Genomic DNA, 21,642 nt, shown 5'->3' on the forward strand with positions numbered 1-21,642 from the left:
GGGGGGAGCCTAAAAGCCAACGGAGTGGTGCCCCGTGGTGCTCAGAGCACCTGCACCACTTCGGCGACTCCCATCTCGAGCGTCATCGTGCTGCTGGGGCAACTGCCGCAGGCGCCCTGCAGGCGCAGCTCATCGGGGGGGCTGGACATGGATGCAACTCAGTCCACATAAGGGCGAGAGCCGGTGCGCAGGCTGATAGTGCGGGTCACGGGATTGCCGAATCCCTGGGCAGCGGTGAAGGTGTTGGGGGCCACAGGGGTAGCGGTAATGGCCACGGTGGCGGTGTCACAGTCGTTGTTGGGGGTCACGGCGAAGCCGGTGACGCCACGCATCACCAGCTGGTCGTTGGCGGCGGTGTTGGCGGGATCGAGCCGGCCGTTGGCCAGGATCTGGGGGCCAGAGCGGAGGAGCTCGTTGGTCGCCGTGTTGCGGGTGTAAAGGATCACCGCATCGGCGCCGGTGGGAACACTGTTGGCATCCAACAGGGTCACGCGCATGCGCAGTTGGTTTGCCGCTGCGGCGCACACGGGAGCGGCTGCGGCGCAGGCGGCTGGCGCGGCGGTGGTGCCGAACACACAGGCATCCTCCGCCTCCGCATCGAGAAGGGTTGAAACACGGTTGAGATCACGCTCAAGCTGCACCTGCCAGAGGTTGGCTTCGAAAAATCGAATGGCTCCCTGAATGCTGCTCCAGATCAGGGGCACGAACAGGGCGCTAATCGCCAGGGCCACCAGCAGTTCCACGAGGGTGAACCCGTGCTGGGATGTGACCTGGGGCCTGGAGAGCTTCGGGCTGGAGACGGGATTGGTCATTGCGTTACACCCGACCCCACTCGGTGCAGGCACCCGTTGCGGCCGCGTTGTTGCGCCCCACCTCCAGCACCCCGATCAGGCCCACTAGGCGTATGCAGCGGAGGGGACGCTCATTGTTCACGTTGATATTGATCAGCACCTGGCCGTTGGGAAGAGCGGCGTTGGTGGTGGTGGTGGAGAGGGTGCCGCGTGGGGTGAACACAAACTGGGATGGGGTGCCGGTGATAGTGGCGCTGGCGTTGTTGGCGTAGAGGTCCGACAGCGTGAGGATGTTTTGGGAGGCGCAGGCAGCGGGTTCGATCCTGGCCAGCTGGGCTCCGACGGCTACGGTGCCGGTGCTGATGGTCACGGTGCAGAGGGCGCCACCGGCCTGGGCATTGAAGCGACTGGCATCGCGACTCACCTGATCGAGCCAACCCGTCAGTTCGGTGGTCACAGAGTTGGCGCGCTCGCGCCGGGCGAGGTTCACCAGGGAGTCGGTTCCAATGGCAGCGATCACGCCGAGGATCACCACCGTGATCAACATTTCCGGAAGGCTGAAGCCGCTGCTGGGAGGTCGAGGACGCGTCATGGGCAGAAGCGGGCCATGGGTGGCACAACGCGCGCGACGCGCACGACCGCGTTCCCGCTGTTGGTGTCGGTGTAAGTGACCTGAAGGATGTTCTGATTGCCCAGCTGGTTCTGAACGCTGTTGAGGCGCACGATCGTCCGGGCATGATTGGCTGTCGTGAGGGCGCCATTGACGGGGATGGTGTTGAACGCGATCAACACGGCATCGCTGATGATTCCGCGCACGGGTTCCCGGCAGAGGGCATCCACGGTTTCCGCCTCACTGCCGGCAGTCCCCGGATCCGAATCAAGTTGAGGGTAGAAATAGCGATCGTCGCGTCGATTGGCGGTGTTGCACGGCTGGGTGAAGGGGGCCGTGTTGTCTGTGGTCACGCCGGCCAAGCCAAGCCTGCACACCCCGGTGCAACAGGTGAGGTCTGCAGCCCGATCCTCAATGGCTGCCAGATCGGCGTCGATGGCGTCGTTGAGTTGGCTGCGCTCACCTGCCCGATTGCGCAGCTGGGAGGAAATATTGAACACGCTGAGCGTGCCGAGTAGGGCAACGGTCACGATCACGCTCACCACCAACGCCTCAACCAGAAAGCCACCCCGTTCCTGGGGATGCAGCTGCCGGAGGCGCCGCTGCACGCGCTGTGGGAAGGTCACCAAAGTCGGGAACTGGTGGTGGCCCGGGCGACCCAGTCGACACCGCTCTGGGAGGTGAACTGGGCGGGGTTGGCAACGCCCAGGGCGCCAGCCCCGGCCACCCTGGAATCGGGCAGTCTCAGGTGGAATGCGCCGAAGGGCCTGAAATTTTTCACCCAGATTCGGCCGTAGAAGCTCCAGTTGTCTTCGTTGTTGGTGTAGAAGCCTGCTGGAACGCTGCCGGCTGCTCCAGAGTCATTGATGGTGAGTTCCACGAACCCCTGGGGTAGATAGAACCACACACCACCTACCTTGGCGGTTTGTCCAAACGGCGTTGTTATTGAAACGTTCTGTTCCTGGCCGGCTGATCCAGTGTTGCGACCGAAGAAGTTGAGTCGATCAGGCTCGCCAACGGCGGAGAAGTTGTAGGTTTGATCGTCGATGACGTTGGCGCATTCGGATACGATGGAGGGGCAGAAGACGTGGGTGAATTGGGCGGGTGACTGCGAAAGGAAGATGAAGCGTTCCGGATTTGCCGTATTGGCAATACCGAATCGCCGGTCTGTGGTGGTGGGCTCGTTATAAATCAAACTCAAGGGGCCGCCGGTGGTGTCGATGAACACGCGACCGCCGTCGAATTGGTTGATGGTGGGACCGATGCAATGGAAGCCTGGCTCGGCCGTGACGGGGGAGCTGCTGCTGAACTGACACCAGGGGCCTCGGAAGATTTCCGTCAGGTTTCTCACTCCCGTTGGGGTGCTCGCCACGGTCGTGGGCTGGCTTGATTCGATCTTCAGATTTCTGATGGTGACGTTATCATTGCTGGCCCATTGTGTGGTCCCAGCATCTAGGAATCGAATGCGCACGTCCGAGCCCGAGAACGGCAGCCCCAGCCGGAAGCTTGTGGTTGTTGTTGGGCTGATTGTTGTGCTGGTGTTTGAGATGATTGAGCTCACGGGGATGGGCGCCGCGGTGAGGGCATACCAGCTGGTGCCGTTGTTGGGAGACGCTTGGACGGCCAGGCTCTTGTTGGTAGTCGAACCAAAGCCCTGCCTGTTGACCGCAAATTCGAGATAGGGAGTCTGCAGGAAAGGTGCTGTGAAGCTGTCAAGATTCACGTCACGGAACAGATTGGTATTCCCTTGGATTGTTTGAGCTCCAAAAATAGTCAGGTTGGGCAGAGGGTTCGACGTGGTGGAGGGATTCCCTGCTTCCAAAAAGAGCTGGCTGCCTGCAGCGCTGGCTCCGAGCCCGTAGAAGTTGCTGTTCGGTGCCTCAGAAGCTGTCACATTCAGCCAGGTGTTGGCGGTGCAGTTGTCGGTGCTTGCCGTTGTTTTATCGGTCAAACAGAGCTCCACCCGCTGCCGGTTGGCCTCATTGTTGGTGCGCAGGCGAAGGGTGGCCTGGCTGTTGGGTCTTGTGCCGTCGCCGTTGTCGGTGCTGAGGCTGGGCCAGATGGCTGCATTGGCCACTTGGTTGGTGGTGGCCGTAGCCAGGGTGATGATGTTCCTTGGACCCCAGCCGGCGGTCCATCCGAGGACAAAGTCGTTGACGTTGGGAAAGGCCGTCGCTTGGAGAGGCACGATCGGTGAACATGATGCCGATGTGCCGCGGATATCAGATTCAGGACCAGAAAAATAGCTGGGAGTGCCTGTTTGCTGGCAGATCTGCTCAGCAGCATCGGGTGCACCAGCACCACGGATGTTGGTGCTGAAGCTAGAATCGGTGCCGCGTGGATCGCCTGATTGGAATGTGTCTGGGCAGTCCCCAGATTGAAGCTTGCCCCGGCCGGGTCGCACCCGGCAGTTACGGCGCTCGAAGAGATCGCCAGGGTTCGCCACCACGCCAAGAATCGGCGAATAGCGCTCCACCGCGCCTGTGATGGGATTCCTCTGGGTGAATTGGTCGTTGGCGAAATACGACCAATGCCAGCCATCGTTGAAGCCCGTAACCACTCCATACTGGAGATTGCACACGCGGCTGTCTGAGCCCAGCGAGCCAGTGGTGCCTGCGTAGTTCATGCCGCCGGAGTTGTTGCTTCCCACTGAGGCGCCGCAGCACTTGGGCAACACCTCGAATTCGCGGGTTTCTCGGGAGTTGGCTACCACCTGGCCATTGCGCACCACTCGTCCCTCCACCTCCAGCACCACAAAGCCCCTGTTGCTCCCGGGCTGGGCGTTGCCGAGACCATCCGGATCATCGAGGTTCACCAGCTGGTCCCAGCTGGTGACTCCCGCGGGCAGGGTGTCGCCGGTGGCGGCAGCCCCAGGGGTTGCGGTGCGACGCAGGCCGCGGGGATTGGGGGTGGCGCCGCCGTTTGAGGCGGTGAAACTGATCCGAACCAGCCTGAACTGCCGCCCATCCTGCGTGGCAGTGGCCACTGCTCCGCTCAACACATTGCGCCACTGGCCATCACCCAAATTGATGGCGGCTTGATCGGGCAGTCCGTCATTGTTGGGGCCGGGCCGGGTGTTGGTGGTTGACTCAAAACAGGGGCTTCTGAGGTTGGCTGCGTTCCAGGTGGTGGGGGTCTGGCCCGATACGAGCAGCTGACGGTTCTGGGGCTGGTTCCATGTGTCGATCATCAGATCCGTGCCCTCGGCCGCAGCCCCTCGCGCCTGGCGGGTGTCGGAGGAGGCAAAAACCCCGCGCAGGTTACCGCTGCTCAACTGCACGATCGCCGCACCGCTGAGGATCAGCACCAGGGCCGCGACGATTCCCACTGCCACGGTGATTACACCGTGATCTTCGGAGCGCCGACTGGCGACGAGAGCATGCATCAGCACCTTGGCCACTCGCAGGCGTCGGTTCAAGGGGCCAGACATCCTCACTACTCCACTGAAGGATCCCGGCTTCTTCGTTGACTCTGCCAGGGGTGCTGTATTCAGCCTAGGGCTGGGGAAGGTGCCCGCAAACGGCAGTGCTCAGCATGGACACCTTTGTGATGGTTATAAACGCCTGGCTACCCTTTTCGGCTCTAAAGCTTGAAAAAGCACGGGTCGGGGTCTCGTTTGCCATTCATATGCCAGCGAAGAACGAGGTCTTCAACAGCTTTGCGGTAGGCCACATAACGACGGATTAGCCATACCCAAGCCCCCCGACGCTATGGCTAGGAGCGCGACCATCGCGCCGATCGACACATTTTACTCGCTAGGTCATAGGTCATTGGGCGCGCGTAAGCAAGGCCTAATTATGTCTTTGATGTGCCCACAAGGGAGGCCTTGGATGTGCATCCATTATGGTGAATCGATTGCCAGTGGCTGGAATTGATTGGTATTCCGCTTGGTTGGTTTATATAACTTGAATGACCTCACTCACCTCAGGAATCGCCTCCCTTAGCTTGCGCTCAATTCCCATCTTGAGCGTCATCGTGCTGCTGGGGCAGCTGCCGCAGGCGCCCTGCAGGCGCACTTTCACGATTGGGCCGTCGATTTCCACCACTTCCACGTTGCCGCCGTCGGCCATTAGGTAGGGGCGCAGCTCATCGAGGGTGCGCTCCACGTTTTCCAGCGTCAGGGCGTGGGGGTCTTGGGCCTGGGCTGCGCTCGTGGTTTCGCTGCTCATTTGGGCCAGCCGGAATCAAATCCAAGCTTAGGACAGCTGGGCCTGCGCCTGGCTTAGTCCAGGTGGAAATGGGCAAATAGGTTCTCGGCTGGCTCCTGCCGCCCGTAGGTATGCCAGCGAGTTTCCAGCTCTTTGAGGCTTTTTTCATAGCGACGGCGCTTCCGCGCGATCCAGCCCAGATACAGCACCCCTGGGATGATGCCTGGGATCAAAAGCAGCAGGCCGATCCAGATGTCACGCTTCTGGTAGCCCTTGACCGGGAACCTACGGCCATTACTGATCGCCCAGCCGAGCGCCCGGATTTCCTCGGGGAGATTGCGGAAATTGCGTTTATTTGATTGGTCGTTTGCATAGGGTGTGATCTTAAGCCCTGCCTTGCGGGTCATATCTCGCGCAATCTGACGCCGTATACCGATCACCTCCCTTGCCTTAGCCAGGGACATCCGGGCAATCATCTGGCCAGTGGAACTCTTCAGTGTGAAGCTGGTCGCACTGATGTGTGACTGCTCCAAAGAGCCATAAATGCCATCAGCCAGCTTCCCCTCCGCCCTTGCCACATCCTGGGCTGCGGCAAACAGCAGGTTCAGCCCCTCCTCCCGATTCACGAGCCGGTGATCGTCTCGGGCTTGCGGCTTGGGAAGGTACGGCTGATCCATGGATAAAGCGCTGGCCCAAAAACAATTAATAATTTTATAGCTTTGTGGATTCTTCTACTGGCAGTTGGGGGCGATCCCTCGATGGGTAGACCAGCTGGCCGTTTCGCCCCAGGCTTCCGTCTCCTAAGCTGGCAGCAGCACCCATGAAGCCTCCGCCGGCGAGATGACCGACGTTCCCGTTCAGCGGATCCGTAATTTCTGCATCATCGCCCATATTGACCACGGTAAATCCACCCTGGCCGACCGGCTCCTGCAGGACACCGGCACCGTTGCGGCTCGCGACATGCAGGCGCAGTTTCTCGACAACATGGAGCTGGAGCGCGAACGCGGCATCACCATCAAGCTCCAGCCCGCTCGCATGGAATACACCGCGGCCGATGGCGAGGTCTACATCCTCAACCTGATTGATACCCCTGGGCACGTCGATTTCTCCTATGAAGTAAGCCGTTCATTGCAGGCTTGTGAAGGCGCCCTGCTGGTAGTAGATGCCAGCCAGGGGGTGGAAGCCCAAACCCTGGCCAACGTATACCTGGCCCTTGAAAACAATCTTGAGATCATTCCTGTTCTCAACAAGATCGATCTGCCTGGTGCTGATGCAGACCGCATCGCTGAAGAAATTGAGGCAATCATCGGGCTCGACTGCTCCAATGCAATCCATTGCTCGGCAAAAACTGGTCTCGGAGTGCCCGCAATCCTCCAGGCTGTGGTGGATCGGGTGCCGGCTCCCGCCGACAAAGTGGCCGAGCCGCTGCGGGCCCTGATATTCGACTCCTACTACGACGCCTACCGGGGCGTGATCGTGTATTTCCGCGTGATCTCCGGCTCGATTAGCAAGCGCGACAAGGTGCTGCTGATGGCCAGCGGCAAGGTGGTGGAACTGGATGAGGTGGGCGTGATGGCGCCCGATCAGCGCCAGGTGGATTCCCTCCATGCCGGCGAGGTGGGTTACATGGCCGCTTCTATCAAGGCCGTGGCCGATGCCCGCGTTGGCGACACCATCACGCTTGCATCAAACCCTGCCGCTGAGCCGCTGCCCGGTTACACCGAGGCCAAGCCCATGGTGTTCTGCGGCCTGTTTCCCACCGATGCTGACCAATACCCTGATTTGCGCGAAGCCCTAGACAAGCTGCAGCTCTCTGATGCCGCGCTCAAATATGAGCCGGAAACCAGTAGCGCCATGGGCTTTGGTTTCCGTTGTGGCTTCCTCGGCTTGCTGCACATGGAGATCGTGCAGGAGCGGCTGGAGCGGGAATACAACCTTGATCTGATCGTTACTGCGCCATCGGTGATCTATCAGGTGAACATGCTCGATAACACCGTCATGATGGTGGATAACCCAGCTACCCTGCCCGACCCGCAAAAGCGTGAATCCATAGAAGAGCCCTATGTGAAGCTTGAAATTTATACCCCGAATATCTATAACGGCGCTTTGATGGAGCTGTGCCAGGAGCGGCGCGGTGAATTCATCGATATGAAATACATCACCACCGATCGGGTAACCCTCCACTACGAGATGCCGCTGGCCGAGGTGGTTACAGACTTCTTTGACCAGATGAAGTCGCGCACCAAGGGTTATGCCTCAATGGAATACAGCCTGATCGGCTACCGCAAAAATGAGTTGGTACGTCTTGATGTATTGATAAATGCCGAAAAGGCCGATCCCCTCACCACGATTGTGCATCGCGATAAGGCCTACAACGTAGGCAAGGGTTTGGTGGAGAAACTCAAGGAGCTGATCCCCCGTCAGCAGTTCAAGATTCCAATCCAAGCATCAATCGGTAGCCGCATCATTGCTTCCGAAAGCATCAGCGCCATGCGTAAAGATGTGCTTGCCAAATGCTATGGCGGTGACATCTCCCGCAAGAAAAAGCTGCTCCAAAAGCAAGCCAAGGGCAAAAAGCGCATGAAGGCAATGGGCAAGGTTGATGTGCCCCAAGAAGCCTTCATGGCCGTGCTCAAGCTGAATCAGTAAGGATCTGCTGGTCGGGGTGATTTCTGGGGTAGATGGGTCTTAAAAGCTTTGTCTCCTGAAATCTGTACAAGCTGTACGGAATTCAGGGGAGCGCAGCGAACCAGGCGGCCAGGTCGTCCTGTCCATGAAAATCGAGCAGGGCTTCCGCAAGGGTCTCGATCTGGGCGGTGATGCCGCCCATGGCGCATGCCTCCGGGATAGATCGGGTTGGAAAGCGTCTCACCAAGATAGGGGCGATCACATCATCGAGCGTCGAGTCGATATTCGCGCTCTTTCAGTGCTGGTGCTGAAAAGGTGTAACCGGCGGCGTCAGCAGGAAGCCCCTCAACTTGCGAGAGGATCCGGTTGGGATTGTTTTGGAACTGCTTAAGGAGTTTGTACAGCTGTACAAACTCCTTAAGAGTGCGGACAGAAAGGCCGATAGCCACGATCTCCATGTGGATCTGGTTTTGAGGAAGTCTTCGACAGTGCCTGTGCGTCAACAGCCCTAGGTGCCAGCACCAATGGCAGCGCTGTGGCTAACGGCGATCGGTTGTTATCTCATTTGGCTGCTGAGTACTTAACAAGTTGAGCGAGGAGTAGCCGGTGCCGAAATTATCCGGCGACAGCTCGATGCCCGCGGCGCGTAAGGCCTGGAGATTTGCTTTGGTGGTGGCGGAGCGATCCAGGATGCCCAGCAGCAGTCGGTGTCGTTGATTGCTTTCAACTTATCTACATCAATAAACAGCACCGCAAGGCGGCTCAATGAAATGGCGCCGCCGCTTCAGCATCACTTTGGCGCGCATCAGCAACACCGCTACCAGAACAACTGCCAGAACAACTGCCGTGAGCAGCAGCAGAGCCAATAGCAATTTCAAGGATTTTGCTGCCCGTGGGAACACTGATCGGGTCGTTGTACGCCAGGTGCCCCATGGCCCGGTTCCCCCGTTCTTTAGCTAGCCCTCCTCCCATGGCGGCTGGTTTTCTGTTGCCCCTCTCTGCCACAGCCTCGCTGCTGCTTGTGCTCAGTAGCGTTTCGCTCCAGGCGGCGGCGCTGCAGGCCCGTAGCCAGGTGCAGGCCGGCCAGCGGTTGCGGCAGGCGGAAGATCAGTTGATGTCGGCGGCCCAGCACCTGCTGGCGGCGCCAGCTACCCCCGTCGAGGGCCAAACCGGCCAGGTGGGCCCGGTGGCCTACCGCTTGGTGGCTTTTGACGGCCCCCATTGGGATGGCGCCCTTGCGGCCGGCGGCCTGCAGCGGGGCCGAGCTGCCGCCACCTTGGAGCTGCAGCCCACGGCGGAGCAGCCCCGTGCCCTGCGGGCGGCCTATGGCCTGGAGCTGTCCCGCACCCTTACCCCTGAAGGCACAGGCAGCCAGCAGCTGCTGGCAGTGCGGGAGCTCGGTTTGCGTGGCCGCACCAGCAATGGGGTGGCGCCATGAACTTGGTGGAGGCGATGGTGGCTTCGGCGATGTTTGTGACCTCGTCGAGTTGCTCCTTGCAGTTGTGGTCGGGCAGCGTCAGCTGGGCGCGCCAGGCGGAAGCGCAGCAGCAGCAGGCTGCCCAGCTGGAGGCAGCGCTCCTGGCTAGCCAGGCCCAGCTCACGGCCCTGGCAGGCACAGCGATTGCCGCTGATTGCACGGCCGCCAGCAGCTGGCTTGCGGCCCATTTGCAAAGCCTGCCCAGTGGCGAGGGCCTCGTGCGCCAGGTGAGCGCCGAGCCCGGAGCCCTGGTGCGGGTGGCGGTTAGCGACGCCAATGGCCTGGAGCGCCAGCGCTGGCTCAGCCCGGCGGCCTATGGGCTGTGCGGTGCCCACCCCCCGGAGCAGGGCGATGCAACGACCTGACTCAGGCTTCAGCCTGCCCGAGCTGCTGGTGACGGTGAGTGTGCTGGGCTTGCTGGCCAGCCTGGCCATAGATGGCGGCCAGCGCAGCCTGGCGCGGATGCGGGTGGAAACCACCAGCCGGCGGCTGGGTTGGGGCTTAGAGCAGGCGCGCCGCCAAGCCCAGAGCCTGGGCCAGCCCTGCGCCCTCGAGCTGGGCCCCAGCGGTTGGCGCCAGCCCAGTGGCGGCAGCCTGCCCGGCTGCGGCTTGGCTGATGTTGAGCTTCAGCCCAATGAGGCCACCGGGGTGGCTATCGGCTCCAATTTCCCTGGGGCCTTGCGTTTCAGCAGCAACGGCCTGGTGCTTGATGGCGGCACGGTGGTAATCAGCGCAGCGGGCACGGATCTGCGCCGTTGTTTGGTGATGTCGCTGCCGCTGGGGGTGGTGCGGCTGGGCCGCTACGAGGGCGGGCAGGGCGATTCGCCCAGCAGCAGCGCCTGCCGGGCCGAGGAGGCGTTGTGAAAGAGGAGCAAGGGTTTTCGCTGGTGGAGTTGCTGCTGGCCCTGGCGATTGGTTGCGGCCTCAGTGGCGTGATCCTGCAGGCGCTGGTGGCGGAGGGGGCCACGAGCCAGCGCTTTGGCCGGCTGCTGCGGGAGCGGGCTGTGGCCCAGCGCACCCTGGAGCTGGTGCGCGGTGATTTGCTCCAGGCGCGGGGCTTGGCCGATCCCGCCGGGCTGGCGCCGGCCTGCAACCTGGCGGGCCGCAGCGTGGTGCTGCATCTGGATACTGCCTCTGGCCCGATCACCTATTCATTGGGTAAGCCGGCTGAACCGATCTGGCGGGGCAAGGTGCTGATGCGCTGCGGACCGGCCTACGGCCTGCATGGCGAGCTGGGCAGCGGCGCAGCCCAAAACCGGGTGGTGCTCGATGCGTTGGCGGCCAGCGATGGCTTCCGGGCCCAGCCCGCTGGCGCGGGGGTGCTGCAGCTGGAATTGGCGCAGGCCTGGGCCGATGGGGGGCGGCTGAGCTCCCGCTTGCCGGTGGCTATTGGGGCAAATACCGTACAAAACCAGACAGACCACGCTGGCGACAGCTGATGCAGTAGACGATGCGATTTTCAGCGTCGATGCGCCGTTACCAATAGCCGGTTAAAGCATGACGCAGGGTGGATTTAGTCCTCCCATGCCTCTGGGGAGAAAATCAGTCGCACGGCAGTAGGTCGTGTTCTTCTCCGCCACCGCTGTTCAGGCAGGCGATAGAGCGGAGCAGGCGCTGGGCGTTGGCAGGGCTGCGCAGGAGAAAGGTTGTTTCCTCCTCACCGCGGCGTGTGATCACTACTGGTTCATGGTTTTCATACACCTTCCGTGATCGAGCGCACGCGGCACTGGGCGCCGTCGGGACTAGCAGTTTTATAGATAACGCCGTTTGAATCCTGCACGCTGATTCGATAAGTCGGTTGACGGGCATTGCTGGTGTCCACATCAAAGTCGACTACGCCTCGCACCACCAAGGCATCGCTGGCGCTGGAATCCACCAATCGTCCTTGGGCGTTTATGGGTGGTCCGTTGCGGATTAGCTCACCACTAATAACTTCGTAGCGAATCGGTGCGGTCATTCCTGGCACGTCAAGCACTAGGGCGCTGCCCTCAGTATGTGCTTGCTCAGCTTGCTGGATTTCGTGGTTAATTAGAAATTGCACCCGGCCGCATTGGTCCTGCAGGCGTAGCAGGGCGGTCAGCCGGCTGCTGGTACGTATGTGGGTAAGCATCATGGTGATGGCGCCGCTTAGGATCACGCCGCCGATCGCCAGCACCACAAGTAGCTCCACCAGGGTTATGCCTGCGGTGCGGAGTTGGCGGCGGATAGGCATGGCTTCTGCTCAGATGCGGTCGCTGGCGGTGTCGCAGTGGCCTGCGTTGAGGCGGCCCACCTGGATAAGGCCCATCAGGCCCTCTAGCTGCACGCAGCGCAGAGGATCCTGGCCATCAGCCAGCGACACCTCAATTACGATCGGCGCATTGGCTGCCGGCGCTGGAAACAGGGTGCCAGCCGGGGTGAATACAAAGCTGCCTGCGGTGGTTACCACCTGGAAGCGCTGGCTGGTGCCGAGGCTGGGAATGACCAGGGGCTGGCTGCTGCGGCAGTTGTTGGCGATGGGCGAGGCGGCGGCAACAGAGTCGGCATCGGTTGTACCCACATCAGCTCCCTGGGCCAGTACGGCACCAGCGGCCAGGGTGCCGTCGAAAAGTGTCACTTGACAGCTGCTGCCCTTGAGGGCGGCGCGGCGCACTGATTCGAGCCAGCCGGCTAGCTCCACCACCACGGCATTCACCTGCTCGCGGCGCCAGTCGCGGTTGCCTGCGTCGATAACCAGGCCTGAGAGCACGCCCAAAATTGCCACCACCACCAACACTTCCGTCAGGCTGAAGCCTGGATAGGGGCGCTTCATGGGCATCAGGCCGCCACGGTGGGCATTAGCTGCACCTGGCGCAGCACGCGGCCATCGGTGCCGCTCCAGCGCACTAAGTAGCGCTGAGGTGGTGTGGAGGATGGTGAGCCAGAGCTGCTGAGATCAGTGCTGGCACGGCGGGTGATCTCGGAGCCAGTGAGCTTTGGAGTGCTGTTGATGTGGCTAATCAGGTTGTCTGCTAGCCCAACTGCGCAGAGCTGACGGAAAGTGGGCGTGTGGGCTGGGTTGTCAGGATTGGCGGGCACGTATTGGTTCTGGTTTGGCGGATTGCCGCCGGTTTGCACGCTGCAGGGGATGGTTGCGCAGGTGTAGCGGTCGTTGTGATCAAGGATCACCGCTAATTCATTGTTGATCGCAAATTGCTGTTCGAGGGTTTGGCTGATGGCTCTGGCCTGGCTAGTGGCCTGGTTAAACAGGTAGGTGCCGCCCATTGAGGAGATCGCCATCACTACAGCAGCCACCAGCAACTCCACCAGGCTGAAGCCGGAGTTGCGTTGTGGCTGAGCTTGATGGGATTGGATCATTTGCCATACCAACGGAAGCCTTCGACCGCCCGTGCCACCCAGTCGAACACCAGCGGATTGGTAGCGTTGGTGGTAGCGGTGTCTGGCGGTACTCCGTGGCCGGCGAGACCCATGGCCTGGGCAACCCCCGAGCCAGGCACCACCCAGGCGACGCTGCCGTTAGAGGTGATTCGGTTGGCCCACAGCACGCCGCTGTAGTGCGAGCCACCACTGATTGTCACTGAGCCTTGGGGAAACCAGGCAAACAGATTGAGACTGCTGACCCCACCTGCTAGGGAAACGACCTGGGTGCCGCAGCTGGCGCAGCCGAATAGGGATAGATCGGTGATTTTCGCGCCCCCGGCATGTTCCAGTGTTTTGCCGCCGCCGCTGCTAATTACTGTGCCTGAATTGGGGAAGTAAAGCCGTAGGAGCCGAACACTTGTGCCGATCACTTTTATGTTGAAAGCGCTGTAATCAAGCGTGTCCAGCACGCAGTGCAATTCTTCTCTGCCATCGCCATCACTGTCGTGGGTTTTGCAGTAGTTGTGGTTGGTCGTGCTGCTCATGTCTACAGCGGCATTAAACGCTACGGTGCTGGTGTCTGCGGCCTTGCAATTCGGCACGATCGTGCTGCTTAGGTTTGCGGCGTTGATTACATCACTGCTGTGGCAAGTTGCAAAGGCCAGGGGGTGTCTTTGATTGCCGCAGAGAGGGAGCCGCCAAGCCGGGCGATGCTTCCTACGCCGGTAGGGGCTGGTGCGGGCACTTGCGGCACAGGATTTAGATCCACTGTCGCCACCTGCAGGGTGTAGGAGGTGGAGGTGGGATCGAAGTCGCAATCGGGAGTGGAGTCGGCAATGCAAATCAGCGGATTTACTGGTTTTGAATTACTTCCTCCTGTTTCAATCGTGGTTATGCCATTGATCTTGATGTAACCAGTGTTGTTCTCGGCGGCACCGCCAAGAAAGCCCCAGTTGGCTGAGATGCAAACGCTGGCCCCATCACTACCTAGGCCGTAGTTCACATTGCCGTGGGCTCCCCCGAAGGGCACGCCACAGCACTTGGGAACGAGTTGCAGCTCCTCTTCCAGGCGCACACTGCTGATGGTCTGGCCATTGCGCAGGGCCGAGCCCTCCGCTGCGAGCACCACCTTGCCTCGGCCCGTGGGCTGAAATATGCGCAGTAGGGGGTTGCTGTCAACGCCTGCAAGGGGCTGGCGTTTCACCCACAGCAGCTGATATGCCTTGGTGGCCTGGCTGAGGTTGGTCACCACCTGGCCGTTGGCATTGAGCAGCACCCGGTTGTATGGGGCATTAGCGGCGTAGCCGAGGCTGGCGTTGCTTTCCAGATCGGGCCTGCCGCTTGTGCCGCCAAGGCAGGGATTCACCGATGCAGCTGCATCTGCCGCGGTCCAGCGGTAGCTGGCGGGGTCGGCGCCGCTAGTTTTTTTGGCCAGTAAGCCGCGGTTTTGGGGCCGGTTTAGCTCGCCCACGATGCGGGTGACCCCTGTTTCAGCCGCATCGCGCGCATCGCTGCTGTCGCGCTGAAAGGCGGCACTGATCACGCCATCGCTGGCACGATCGGCCAGCATCAGGCCGCCCAGCAGCACCATCAGCGAAGCCACCAACACCAGGGGGAGGGAGAAGCCTTCTTCTGGGTGGGCTCTGTTGAGGTGGCGGGGCGGGATTTTCACCCTGGGAATAGGGGTGTCTTACTTCAGGGTATACAGAGAATTTGGGATTGGTATTGGTAGTGGTGGCAAACTTTATTGGCCACGCGGTGGATAACGGATTTGCGGTTCAGGCGGCACCGCTCGTAATAGCTGATTTGGCCCACTTCTTAGGGGTGCGGTGAGGTTTTTAAACCGGAAATATCAAGTGAGGATGCTGCTGGCTGGACTGGCTGTTGATGCCTGGGCGGGGCTGTGGTTGATTAGATTGAACGCTGCTCGATTGCATGATATTTGAAAAATCGATATTCCTGATACTATTTTGTGTAAGCGGGAAACGTATGATAAAAGAGTAGCTTTGCTGAGTAGCTGGTCGCACAAGGCAATGGAGCTGCAGGGGCTTGCTGGGTTTTGAGTTGACTACGCCAAGGTCTCTCTCTGCTTGCTTTCCCCGCTTGGCTTGCGTATGGGTCGCAAGGAATATATGGGGCTTGGCATCTAATAAAAAATCTCTCCCCCGGAGCCTGCCCGTGGAAGAGATTTAAGGCTGACAACTACTTGTATCGTAGTCAGCGGGGATGCATGGTTCTAAAGTATTAATTAGATGGATAGGAAAAGCGAGGCTCTGGTCTTGTTTAGATTGGTCTAGGGAACTGCTGGAGTGGTAAGGGAGACGCCACCATTAGTTGCTATGGTTGCAACGGCTTGTGTGGTAAGGGCGGGAAAATTAGCAACCAAAGATGTATAAGTTTGCGCAGTCCCGGTTGCGGCACATGTGGTGGGAGTAATACCAGCTGGCGCAACGAACTGAGTCTGTTCGGTATCAATTTGAAGAGCGGCGCATGCTCGTGCTGCGCTCATAACGGTTGAATCGGCTGCCTTCGCTCTGGCTTTTTCTTGCTGGTTCAGGAATGCAGGAATGGCGATGGCCGACAGGATGCCAATGATGATCACAACGATCAGCAGTTCCACCAGCGTGAAGCCGGCTTGCAGCTTGCTGCGCTTCTTGGAGCTATGGAGGCGCTGGAATATCGCGCGTTGGGCCAGAAGCTTGGATTGGAGGCTGGAGGTCATGGAAAAGCGGCTCGTCGACTGAAACACGAAATAATTATTGCGCTGTTTTGCCGCCGTGCCAACAGAGGCAATCTGAGCAGAATCAGAGGATTGTCTGGTTGTTGCGCCATGGCCCGCTGGCCAGTGCGGATTTCTCCACTGCGGCTCTGGCTGCAGAGCACCTCGCTGCTGGCGGTGCTGGCTGGCTACAGCCTGCTGCTGCTGTTCAACCAGCAGATGGCCGGGCTGCATCGCAACGCCGCCCACCGCAACGCCGCCAGCTAGCGCCCCAGCTGAAGGCTGCCCTGCTGCCGGGCTGGCACCTGCAGCTGCTGCAGCCCTGGGGCAGCCGCCCTTCAGAGCCCAAGGCGATGCCTGTGCTGCAGAGCCGTGGTGGCCAGGAGTGGCTGGTGAGCCAGGTGCCCCTGGCCCTGGTGGATGGCAGCGCTGCCACCCTGTTGGTAGAGCAAAACGTGACCGCCTCGGTGCAGCAGGAGCGCCTGGCCTTCTGGCTGCTGGTGGTAGCCGCCGGTGTATCCAGCCTATTCACCAATGGCCTGCTGCGCCTTGTGTTGCAGAGGGGTCTGGTGAAGCCCCTGCAGGAATTCACAAATCATCTCTCCGCCACCCAGCCGTCGCCCCTGGCCTGGGACCAGATTCCCGTGGCCGAGCAGCCCGAGGAGCTGCAGCCCGTCGCCCTTGCTTTCAACGATCTTCAGCAGCGCCTTTCGGTTCCCTGGGAGCGGCAGCGTTCCTTTGTGGATGGCGTGGCCCATGAGCTGCGCACGCCGATCACCCTGATCTCCGGCCATGCCCAGCGCTTGCTGCGCCAGCCGGGTCTTGAGGCCACAGCGCCCTCGCTGCAGCTGATTCAGCAGGAGGCCCTGCGCATGGGCAGCCTCGTGAGCAACCTGCTCGATCTGGCCCGCATTGATTCGGGCCGTCAGCAGCGGTTGGCGCTTGCGCCTAGATACGCCAGCGGCGGAGCTGCTAGTGGCGATGGGGGATCCGGAGCGGCTGCAGGAGTGCCTGGCCGCCTTGATCGAAAACGCCCTCCACTACAGCCCCACGCCGCAGCCGGTCAGCCTTGCCGCCGATCAGCAGGGCGATTCCCTGGTGCTGCATGTGTGTGACCAAGGCCCTGGTGTGGAAGCTGGCTCGGTGCAGGTGGCCGAGGCCCCCGGTGGTGGCGCTGATTTTCAGCTGCATCTACCCCTGTCTAGGAGCTTGGAGGCGGTCAGCGCGTAGCAGATTGCTACGATCAAATCCGTTCTCCTGTCGAGCTGGGCTATGGCGAAATCCCCATCCCCGGTGCGCCTGCAGGAGGAGTTGATGCAAAGCGCTACCCAGGCAGGTGCCCGGCACCATCGCAGCGCCGCCGAGCAGATCGAATACTGGGCAGCACTGGGCCGGCAGGTTTGTCGTTTTGTCGACCCCGACAGCTTGCTGGATGTGCAAGCTGGGCTGGCGCGGCTGCAGGTGGAGCCGGTTGTGGCTCAGCCCGTGGCGCCAGAAGCGGTGTTCGCTGCCATTGAAAGGACAAGGCAGAGCGGGGAGCTGCCCCACTTGGTGAGTCATGCCGCCATCCGCTACCAGGCTTCTGCCAGTCAGCCCGGAGCGCTGGAGCGCATTGCAGCAGATGGCAGCCGCAGCACCGGCAGCTTTTCCAACGGCATCTTTATTCCCTGTGAGCCGGAGTTGGGTTGAGCGAGCGTGTGGTTTCTGGCAAACAGCTCTGGTTGCTGGTGGGCGGTAACGGCGCCGGCAAGAGCACCTTTCATCGGCTTTTCCTGGAGCCCCTGGGTCTTCCCTTTGTGAATGCCGACAACCTCGCCAAACTCATCGAGCCGGAGGCCCCGGAAGCCCATGGGCTTGAGGCGGCCCTACTGGCTGAGCAGCAGCGCGAATTATTGCTGCTGAGAGGTTTCAGCTTTTGCTTTGAAACGGTCTATTCCCATCCTTCCAAGGTCGATTTTGTTGCCCGCGCCAAGGCACTGGGTTACGAGGTGATCTTGGTGCTGATTCATCTCAATAACGCCTCCTTAAACCAGGCACGGATCGTCCAACGCATATCAGAGGGTGGTCATCACGTTCCGGCTGAAAAGGTGATCAGCCGTATCCCCCGACTGCTCAAAAATGTAAAGGCTTCATTGCCCCTTTGCGATCAAGTGCGTCTTGTTGATAATTCCTCTGCTGATAATCCGTTTTTGCCTGTAGCCACAATCATTGCTGGCCTTGAGCAGCGCTACCAAGATCCACTCCCGGATTGGGCCCTCGATCTGCTTAGGCCCTTGGGGGTGCCTCCTTCAGCATGAAGCCCACGCCGCGCACCGTCTGAATCAGGTTGGGTTGGCCCTCTCTCTCTAGCTTGCGGCGCAGCGCCCGTATATAGACATCAAGCACGTTGTCGTCGCCTACCCATTGTTCGCCCCACACCGCGTTGAGGATCGCTTCGCGGCTATGCACCTGATTGGGCTGACGCAGTAACAGGTGCAACAGCTCAAATTCCCTGCCGGTGAGGGTGATGCTTTCGCCGCCCCGGCTCACCTCCCGGCTGGCCGCAGTGAGCTGCAGATCCGCTAGCTGCAGTATTTCCGGCTCGCTGCTGGATTTGCTGGTGCTGCGCAGCCGTGCCCGTCCCCGGGCCAGCAGCTCCTCGATTGAAAAGGGTTTGGTGAGGTAGTCGTCGGCGCCGGCATCGAGCGCCTCCACCCGTTCGCGCACGTCGTCGCGGGCGGTGAGCATCAGCACCGGCGTGTGATCATCGCTGCCCCGCAAGCGCCGGCAGATCTCCACACCGCTGAAATCCGGCAGGGTCCAATCCAGCAGCAGCAGGTCCCAGGATTCGGCGCGGATCAACCCCAGGGCCTGCTGGCCGCTGGCCGCCTCCGTGCAGGCTTAGCCCTCGATCTCCAGCTCGGTGCGCAGAAACATCCGCAGCTCCGGGTCGTCGTCGACGATCAGTAGGCGGGGGCTGGGTATGAGTTTCACGGCAGCACCTTGGAGGCAAGTCCCTCAAGGCGCTGATCAGCCGTTAATAGCTGGGCTGCCTCTCGCCTGGCTAGGGCAAGGTAAAGACAATCGTAGACAGGATGGTCGAGGTGGCAGGCCAGTGCCAGTGCCTCCACCTGTAGGTGGCGATCCGGTTCGATTTGATCCACCAGATCGCGGGCATCCGCCAGCAGGGCCTGCGGATCAAGTCCGTTGAGGTTGCCGCCGCGCTGCAGTTTCCACAAGGTGTTGGCTACTTCGCTCAACATCAACTCTGGTGCCAGGACCAGCGGGGCCTCTTTGAGTTGATCCAGCCACTTGGACCCCACCGGATCGCCCGTTATCACCCGGATCGCTGCAGAGGCATCCAGCACACAAGTCGGCATGGCGTCCATTAGCGCTCCCGGTCGGCCCGGACCAGATCTTCCGGGGACTGGGACCACTTCAGGGGCGGGCTCTGTGACCAGCGTTGTTCGATGCGCTCCAGGGCCGCTCGGCGCCGTAGACGGGGATCTCCGCCCGCCTGGGTTTCCAGGTCGGACAAGGCCTGCTGGCTGAGGCTGCGTTTGTGGGCCCGGGCACGCCGCTGCAGCAGCCGATGCAGCGGTTCGGGCAGGTCGCGAATCTGAAGCGACGGCATCGTCATCGTGTCGGACTCGGTAAACACTTTAATGCAAGCGCATGCGTTATGCATGCACTTGCTTGGGCTCTCCAGCTACTGGCTGGCGCGTTCAGGGGCATGACCTGCCAAGCCTGCGGTGTCCGTGGCAATCAGCTCGAGGCTGGCCTGCCCGCCTGCCACGGCAACGGTGGTGAGGCGTTGGTCGAGGCTGGCCAGCACCCCTCCCTGTTGCACCGCCAGAGCTAGGAGATAGGTGTCGGTGATCTGGCCCGAGTCCACCAGGGCCCGGGGGTTGACATGGCTAAGGCCCAGCAGGCTCGGGGCGTCTGCCCAGAACCGGTGCTGCGGATGGCCAACCAGCTCCTCCAGGATCCGGCTCACCACCGCCGGCGATCCCGGGGAATTCGGGTAGCGGGGATGCCCCACGATCCGCAGGACTGCGTTCTGGGTGATCACACAACTGGCCCAGGGAGCTTCGCCCCGGCTGGAAAACCAGCGGTGGCAGCTCTCGTGGTGCACATGCCTTGGGTCGATTAAGGCGATTAGCACGTTGGCATCGAGCAGGGCAACAGGGATCACTCCCCGTCCTCCCGCAGGCTGTTGACGAGCTCAAGATCCACGGGGCCTCCGCTGGGTTGCAGGGGCAGCAACGGAAACCCATTGCGCTGCTCCGGCGGCGGGCTGCCGGGATCTGCTGGCCCTGGGGTGGTTAGGGCGCGGCGTAGCAAGTCGCTGATCACGTTCCCGATGGGTTGGCGCTGTTCGCGAGCCAGCACCCGTGCTGCTGAGAGCACGTCGTCATCCAGCCGCAGGGTGGTGCGCATCTGGTGTGAGGCATCAATCATCAACCTTAGCCGCGATCTTCAGCCTCGTTCTCAGCCCACCAATTTGTGCAGCTGGGCTGCGACCCCATCGCGATCGGGCGGGGCCATGTGTCCCAGGGTCTTCAGGATCAGGCGTTCATCCAGCGTGAACACCTTGAAGCGCACCAGGCAGGGCTGGGGCAGGCCGGCGGCCTGGTGGTGTTGGATCCTCCAATCCAGGGGTCACGCGGATTGTTTGGCCGACGTCACCATCGCCAGCAGCACGTGGCCTGAGGCGCGCTGGAAGTCGGGTGAAGACAGCACCACCGCCGGTCGCCGCTTCTGGGTGGCGCGATCCGTGAAGGGGAACGGCACCAGAACCAGCGAATGACGTTCCAACGGCTTCATAGCCCGGCGAAGGCTTCCTCATCCGCTGGGCTGCTCCACTCCTGCAGGCTGGCATCGAGGCTGCGTAAGTAGGCCAGGTCGAGTGGAGCAATTGCCCGCACGCGGACCGAGCCATCTTCCATCTCCCAGCTGAGTTGATCCGCCTGCCGCAGCCCCAAGGCTTCACGCACCGCCTTGGGTACGGTCACTTGCCCCTTGGCCGTATGGGTTGCGACCTCCATCACCCTCTCACCAATGCCCTCGGTATCCCACCCTAGGGCTGAGGTCTCCTTTCGGTAAGGAAGCCTTTCGGCTCGCATGGTCAGCTGGGCATGGTCAACTGGGCATGCTTGCTGGCATGCCAGTAAGCTGGCTTTTGTGGCTGCTGAGGGCGTCGACCGTGAAAACCACCATCGATCTGCCAGACACACTGCTGCATCAGGCCAGGCAGCGCGCCTTGCATGAAGGTCGCCCCTTTAAAGACCTGGTTGCCGAGTTCATTCGCCAGGGATTGAGCCAGGTGGGTGCCAAGCCAGCAACCCGGCCAGGCAGTCCACTTGAGTTGGCGGCCGATGGCCTGCCGGTGTTCCGCCGCGATCCAGCTGTGGCGCCGCAAATCCCCTCGCTGCAGGAGCTTCTGGAGCTCGAGCACACCACCCTGGCGGCGGAGGACCAGCAGCGTGCCGGCTTCCCTGGTTGACACCAACGTGTGGTTGGCCGCCACTTTTGAAGGCCATCCCTGTCATCAAAGCGCCCGTCAGGAGCTCTTGGCTGCCACACCCGCCGATCCTTGGCTGTGGTGCCGGGCCACGCAGCAGAGTTTTTTGCGCCTAGCCAGCACCGCGGCCGTGTTTCGCTCGTGCGGAGTGGAACGAGCTACCAATGCCGATGCCATGGCAGCACTTGAGCAGTGGTTGGTGCTTCGGCAGGTGGCGTTTGTGGAGGAGCCGCCCGGGGTGATGGCCCACTGGGCCAGGTTGGCCGCTGTCGATCAGGTGGCCCCCAAGCGCTGGATGGATGCCTATCTGGCTGCCGTGGCCATTGCGGGCGGCTGGTGTTTGATCAGCTTCGATCGCGATTTCCGCAGCTTTCAGCCCCAGGGATTGGATCTGTGGCTGTTGCCTCACGCCGCCTAGCTGCGTAAG

36 protein-coding genes and 2 pseudogenes are annotated in these 21,642 nt (G+C 61.2%); 12 read left to right on the forward strand and 26 right to left on the reverse strand.

What is annotated here, in order from left to right; genetic code table 11:
• Nucleotides 1-41: 41 nt before the first annotated feature.
• From KBY85_RS02735 to KBY85_RS02765, 7 genes and pseudogenes are all read right to left on the reverse strand, one after another.
• Nucleotides 42-158: pseudogene (locus KBY85_RS02735) on the reverse strand (NifU family protein); the annotation flags it as partial.
• Nucleotides 159-812 (reverse strand): prepilin-type N-terminal cleavage/methylation domain-containing protein, encoded by a 654-nt coding sequence (locus tag KBY85_RS02740; RefSeq protein WP_254960020.1) that lies wholly within the window; start codon nt 810-812, stop codon nt 159-161.
• A gap of 4 nt (nt 813-816) precedes the next feature.
• Complete coding sequence (locus KBY85_RS02745) at nt 817-1,383, reverse strand: prepilin-type N-terminal cleavage/methylation domain-containing protein (RefSeq protein ID WP_254960021.1); 567 nt, start codon at nt 1,381-1,383, stop codon at nt 817-819.
• Complete coding sequence (locus KBY85_RS02750; RefSeq protein WP_254960022.1) at nt 1,380-2,027, reverse strand: hypothetical protein; 648 nt, start codon at nt 2,025-2,027, stop codon at nt 1,380-1,382. Before KBY85_RS02750 ends, KBY85_RS02745 begins: the two co-directional genes overlap by 4 nt.
• Nucleotides 2,024-4,819, reverse strand: coding sequence for a hypothetical protein (locus tag KBY85_RS02755; RefSeq protein ID WP_254960023.1), 2,796 nt, complete (start codon nt 4,817-4,819; stop codon nt 2,024-2,026). The genes KBY85_RS02750 and KBY85_RS02755 overlap by 4 nt, the downstream gene beginning before the upstream one ends.
• 478 nt (nt 4,820-5,297) lie before the next feature.
• Nucleotides 5,298-5,570: a NifU family protein gene (locus KBY85_RS02760; RefSeq protein ID WP_254960024.1), complete on the reverse strand. Its 273-nt coding sequence runs from the start codon at nt 5,568-5,570 to the stop codon at nt 5,298-5,300.
• A gap of 53 nt (nt 5,571-5,623) precedes the next feature.
• Entirely contained in the window at nt 5,624-6,226 is a 603-nt protein-coding gene (locus KBY85_RS02765) for a hypothetical protein (RefSeq protein WP_254960025.1), read from the reverse strand.
• 163 nt (nt 6,227-6,389) lie between these two features.
• Here KBY85_RS02765 and lepA point away from each other — a divergent pair, with 163 nt between their 5' ends.
• Nucleotides 6,390-8,198 carry a translation elongation factor 4 gene (lepA, locus tag KBY85_RS02770; protein WP_106502140.1) on the forward strand — a complete coding sequence of 603 codons (1,809 nt, stop codon included), beginning with the start codon at nt 6,390-6,392 and terminating at the stop codon, nt 8,196-8,198.
• A gap of 82 nt (nt 8,199-8,280) precedes the next feature.
• Here the strand turns inward: lepA and KBY85_RS02775 are convergent, their stop codons facing one another.
• The 4 genes from KBY85_RS02775 to KBY85_RS02785 all read right to left on the reverse strand — a co-directional run bounded on the left by KBY85_RS02775 (nt 8,281) and on the right by KBY85_RS02785 (nt 9,055).
• Nucleotides 8,281-8,421 carry a DUF4351 domain-containing protein gene (locus tag KBY85_RS02775; protein WP_254960026.1) on the reverse strand — a complete coding sequence of 47 codons (141 nt, stop codon included), beginning with the start codon at nt 8,419-8,421 and terminating at the stop codon, nt 8,281-8,283.
• A gap of 19 nt (nt 8,422-8,440) precedes the next feature.
• Complete coding sequence (locus KBY85_RS02780) at nt 8,441-8,635, reverse strand: Rpn family recombination-promoting nuclease/putative transposase (RefSeq protein ID WP_254932260.1); 195 nt, start codon at nt 8,633-8,635, stop codon at nt 8,441-8,443.
• A gap of 81 nt (nt 8,636-8,716) precedes the next feature.
• Complete coding sequence (locus tag KBY85_RS16035) at nt 8,717-8,881, reverse strand: EAL domain-containing protein (protein ID WP_396121807.1); 165 nt, start codon at nt 8,879-8,881, stop codon at nt 8,717-8,719.
• Nucleotides 8,882-8,914: 33 nt separating this feature from the next.
• Entirely contained in the window at nt 8,915-9,055 is a 141-nt protein-coding gene (locus tag KBY85_RS02785) for a hypothetical protein (protein ID WP_254960027.1), read from the reverse strand.
• Between the two features lie 92 nt (nt 9,056-9,147).
• Here KBY85_RS02785 and KBY85_RS02790 point away from each other — a divergent pair, with 92 nt between their 5' ends.
• The 4 genes from KBY85_RS02790 to KBY85_RS02805 are packed head-to-tail and all read left to right on the forward strand — an operon-like array spanning nt 9,148 to nt 11,093.
• The gene (locus KBY85_RS02790; protein WP_254932259.1) at nt 9,148-9,615 is read left to right on the forward strand and encodes a hypothetical protein; all 468 of its coding nucleotides are present in this window, start codon (nt 9,148-9,150) and stop codon (nt 9,613-9,615) included.
• Complete coding sequence (locus KBY85_RS02795) at nt 9,612-10,019, forward strand: hypothetical protein (RefSeq protein WP_254932258.1); 408 nt, start codon at nt 9,612-9,614, stop codon at nt 10,017-10,019. Before KBY85_RS02790 ends, KBY85_RS02795 begins: the two co-directional genes overlap by 4 nt.
• Nucleotides 10,006-10,518: a GspH/FimT family pseudopilin gene (locus KBY85_RS02800; RefSeq protein WP_254932257.1), complete on the forward strand. Its 513-nt coding sequence runs from the start codon at nt 10,006-10,008 to the stop codon at nt 10,516-10,518. Before KBY85_RS02795 ends, KBY85_RS02800 begins: the two co-directional genes overlap by 14 nt.
• On the forward strand, nt 10,515-11,093 hold the full coding sequence (locus tag KBY85_RS02805; RefSeq protein ID WP_254960028.1) for a prepilin-type N-terminal cleavage/methylation domain-containing protein: 579 nt from the start codon (nt 10,515-10,517) through the stop codon (nt 11,091-11,093). Before KBY85_RS02800 ends, KBY85_RS02805 begins: the two co-directional genes overlap by 4 nt.
• Nucleotides 11,094-11,196: 103 nt before the next feature.
• Here KBY85_RS02805 and KBY85_RS02810 read toward each other — a convergent pair whose 3' ends face one another.
• The 7 genes from KBY85_RS02810 to KBY85_RS02840 all read right to left on the reverse strand — a co-directional run bounded on the left by KBY85_RS02810 (nt 11,197) and on the right by KBY85_RS02840 (nt 15,715).
• The gene (locus KBY85_RS02810) at nt 11,197-11,331 is read right to left on the reverse strand and encodes a hypothetical protein (RefSeq protein WP_254960029.1); all 135 of its coding nucleotides are present in this window, start codon (nt 11,329-11,331) and stop codon (nt 11,197-11,199) included.
• Between the two features lie 16 nt (nt 11,332-11,347).
• Nucleotides 11,348-11,866 (reverse strand): type II secretion system protein J, encoded by a 519-nt coding sequence (locus KBY85_RS02815; protein ID WP_254960030.1) that lies wholly within the window; start codon nt 11,864-11,866, stop codon nt 11,348-11,350.
• Between the two features lie 9 nt (nt 11,867-11,875).
• Nucleotides 11,876-12,451, reverse strand: coding sequence for a prepilin-type N-terminal cleavage/methylation domain-containing protein (locus KBY85_RS02820; protein WP_254960031.1), 576 nt, complete (start codon nt 12,449-12,451; stop codon nt 11,876-11,878).
• Nucleotides 12,451-12,990: a type II secretion system protein gene (locus tag KBY85_RS02825; RefSeq protein ID WP_254960032.1), complete on the reverse strand. Its 540-nt coding sequence runs from the start codon at nt 12,988-12,990 to the stop codon at nt 12,451-12,453. Before KBY85_RS02825 ends, KBY85_RS02820 begins: the two co-directional genes overlap by 1 nt.
• Entirely contained in the window at nt 12,987-13,538 is a 552-nt protein-coding gene (locus KBY85_RS02830; RefSeq protein ID WP_254960033.1) for a hypothetical protein, read from the reverse strand. Before KBY85_RS02830 ends, KBY85_RS02825 begins: the two co-directional genes overlap by 4 nt.
• Nucleotides 13,539-13,624: 86 nt before the next feature.
• On the reverse strand, nt 13,625-14,665 hold the full coding sequence (locus KBY85_RS02835) for a hypothetical protein (RefSeq protein WP_254960034.1): 1,041 nt from the start codon (nt 14,663-14,665) through the stop codon (nt 13,625-13,627).
• Between the two features lie 621 nt (nt 14,666-15,286).
• On the reverse strand, nt 15,287-15,715 hold the full coding sequence (locus tag KBY85_RS02840; protein ID WP_254960035.1) for a prepilin-type N-terminal cleavage/methylation domain-containing protein: 429 nt from the start codon (nt 15,713-15,715) through the stop codon (nt 15,287-15,289).
• A gap of 108 nt (nt 15,716-15,823) precedes the next feature.
• Between KBY85_RS02840 and KBY85_RS02845 the strand changes: the two genes are divergently transcribed.
• The 5 genes from KBY85_RS02845 to KBY85_RS02860 all read left to right on the forward strand — a co-directional run bounded on the left by KBY85_RS02845 (nt 15,824) and on the right by KBY85_RS02860 (nt 18,009).
• Complete coding sequence (locus tag KBY85_RS02845; RefSeq protein WP_254960036.1) at nt 15,824-15,979, forward strand: hypothetical protein; 156 nt, start codon at nt 15,824-15,826, stop codon at nt 15,977-15,979.
• Between the two features lie 86 nt (nt 15,980-16,065).
• A complete protein-coding gene (locus tag KBY85_RS02850; protein WP_254960037.1) occupies nt 16,066-16,827 on the forward strand; it encodes a HAMP domain-containing sensor histidine kinase in 762 nt (253 codons plus the stop codon).
• On the forward strand, nt 16,733-16,942 hold the full coding sequence (locus KBY85_RS16040) for a hypothetical protein (protein ID WP_396121805.1): 210 nt from the start codon (nt 16,733-16,735) through the stop codon (nt 16,940-16,942). The genes KBY85_RS02850 and KBY85_RS16040 overlap by 95 nt, the downstream gene beginning before the upstream one ends.
• Nucleotides 16,943-16,984: 42 nt before the next feature.
• Entirely contained in the window at nt 16,985-17,401 is a 417-nt protein-coding gene (locus KBY85_RS02855) for a ParD-like family protein (RefSeq protein WP_254960038.1), read from the forward strand.
• A complete protein-coding gene (locus KBY85_RS02860) occupies nt 17,398-18,009 on the forward strand; it encodes a zeta toxin family protein (protein WP_254960040.1) in 612 nt (203 codons plus the stop codon). Before KBY85_RS02855 ends, KBY85_RS02860 begins: the two co-directional genes overlap by 4 nt.
• Here KBY85_RS02860 and KBY85_RS15940 read toward each other — a convergent pair.
• The 8 genes and pseudogenes from KBY85_RS15940 to KBY85_RS02895 all read right to left on the reverse strand — a co-directional run bounded on the left by KBY85_RS15940 (nt 17,978) and on the right by KBY85_RS02895 (nt 20,817).
• The gene (locus KBY85_RS15940; RefSeq protein WP_315859525.1) at nt 17,978-18,241 is read right to left on the reverse strand and encodes a winged helix-turn-helix domain-containing protein; all 264 of its coding nucleotides are present in this window, start codon (nt 18,239-18,241) and stop codon (nt 17,978-17,980) included. The two genes, KBY85_RS02860 and KBY85_RS15940, sit on opposite strands and share 32 nt — an antisense overlap.
• A 105-nt stretch (nt 18,242-18,346) precedes the next feature.
• A pseudogene (locus tag KBY85_RS15945) lies at nt 18,347-18,574 on the reverse strand (response regulator transcription factor); the annotation flags it as partial.
• Between the two features lie 107 nt (nt 18,575-18,681).
• On the reverse strand, nt 18,682-19,080 hold the full coding sequence (locus tag KBY85_RS02870) for a type II toxin-antitoxin system VapC family toxin (RefSeq protein ID WP_254960043.1): 399 nt from the start codon (nt 19,078-19,080) through the stop codon (nt 18,682-18,684).
• Complete coding sequence (locus KBY85_RS02875) at nt 19,080-19,331, reverse strand: FitA-like ribbon-helix-helix domain-containing protein (RefSeq protein WP_254932465.1); 252 nt, start codon at nt 19,329-19,331, stop codon at nt 19,080-19,082. The genes KBY85_RS02870 and KBY85_RS02875 overlap by 1 nt, the downstream gene beginning before the upstream one ends.
• Nucleotides 19,332-19,400: 69 nt before the next feature.
• Nucleotides 19,401-19,886, reverse strand: a complete 486-nt coding sequence (locus KBY85_RS02880) for a TA system VapC family ribonuclease toxin (protein WP_254932464.1) — start codon at nt 19,884-19,886, stop codon at nt 19,401-19,403.
• Nucleotides 19,883-20,152, reverse strand: coding sequence for a CopG family transcriptional regulator (locus KBY85_RS02885; RefSeq protein WP_254932463.1), 270 nt, complete (start codon nt 20,150-20,152; stop codon nt 19,883-19,885). Before KBY85_RS02885 ends, KBY85_RS02880 begins: the two co-directional genes overlap by 4 nt.
• Nucleotides 20,153-20,353: 201 nt before the next feature.
• Nucleotides 20,354-20,509, reverse strand: coding sequence for a type II toxin-antitoxin system PemK/MazF family toxin (locus tag KBY85_RS02890; protein ID WP_254932462.1), 156 nt, complete (start codon nt 20,507-20,509; stop codon nt 20,354-20,356).
• A gap of 5 nt (nt 20,510-20,514) precedes the next feature.
• Nucleotides 20,515-20,817: an AbrB/MazE/SpoVT family DNA-binding domain-containing protein gene (locus KBY85_RS02895; protein ID WP_254960044.1), complete on the reverse strand. Its 303-nt coding sequence runs from the start codon at nt 20,815-20,817 to the stop codon at nt 20,515-20,517.
• A 38-nt stretch (nt 20,818-20,855) separates the two neighbouring features.
• On the opposite strand from KBY85_RS02895, the gene KBY85_RS02900 reads away from it, so the two are divergent.
• Entirely contained in the window at nt 20,856-21,197 is a 342-nt protein-coding gene (locus KBY85_RS02900; protein ID WP_254960045.1) for a hypothetical protein, read from the forward strand.
• Nucleotides 21,178-21,633 (forward strand): TA system VapC family ribonuclease toxin, encoded by a 456-nt coding sequence (locus tag KBY85_RS02905; RefSeq protein ID WP_254932459.1) that lies wholly within the window; start codon nt 21,178-21,180, stop codon nt 21,631-21,633. Before KBY85_RS02900 ends, KBY85_RS02905 begins: the two co-directional genes overlap by 20 nt.
• Nucleotides 21,634-21,642: the final 9 nt, after the last annotated feature.

It is taken from the genome of Cyanobium sp. BA5m-10 (assembly GCF_024346255.1).
Lineage (GTDB): Bacteria > Cyanobacteriota > Cyanobacteriia > PCC-6307 > Cyanobiaceae > Cyanobium_A > Cyanobium_A usitatum.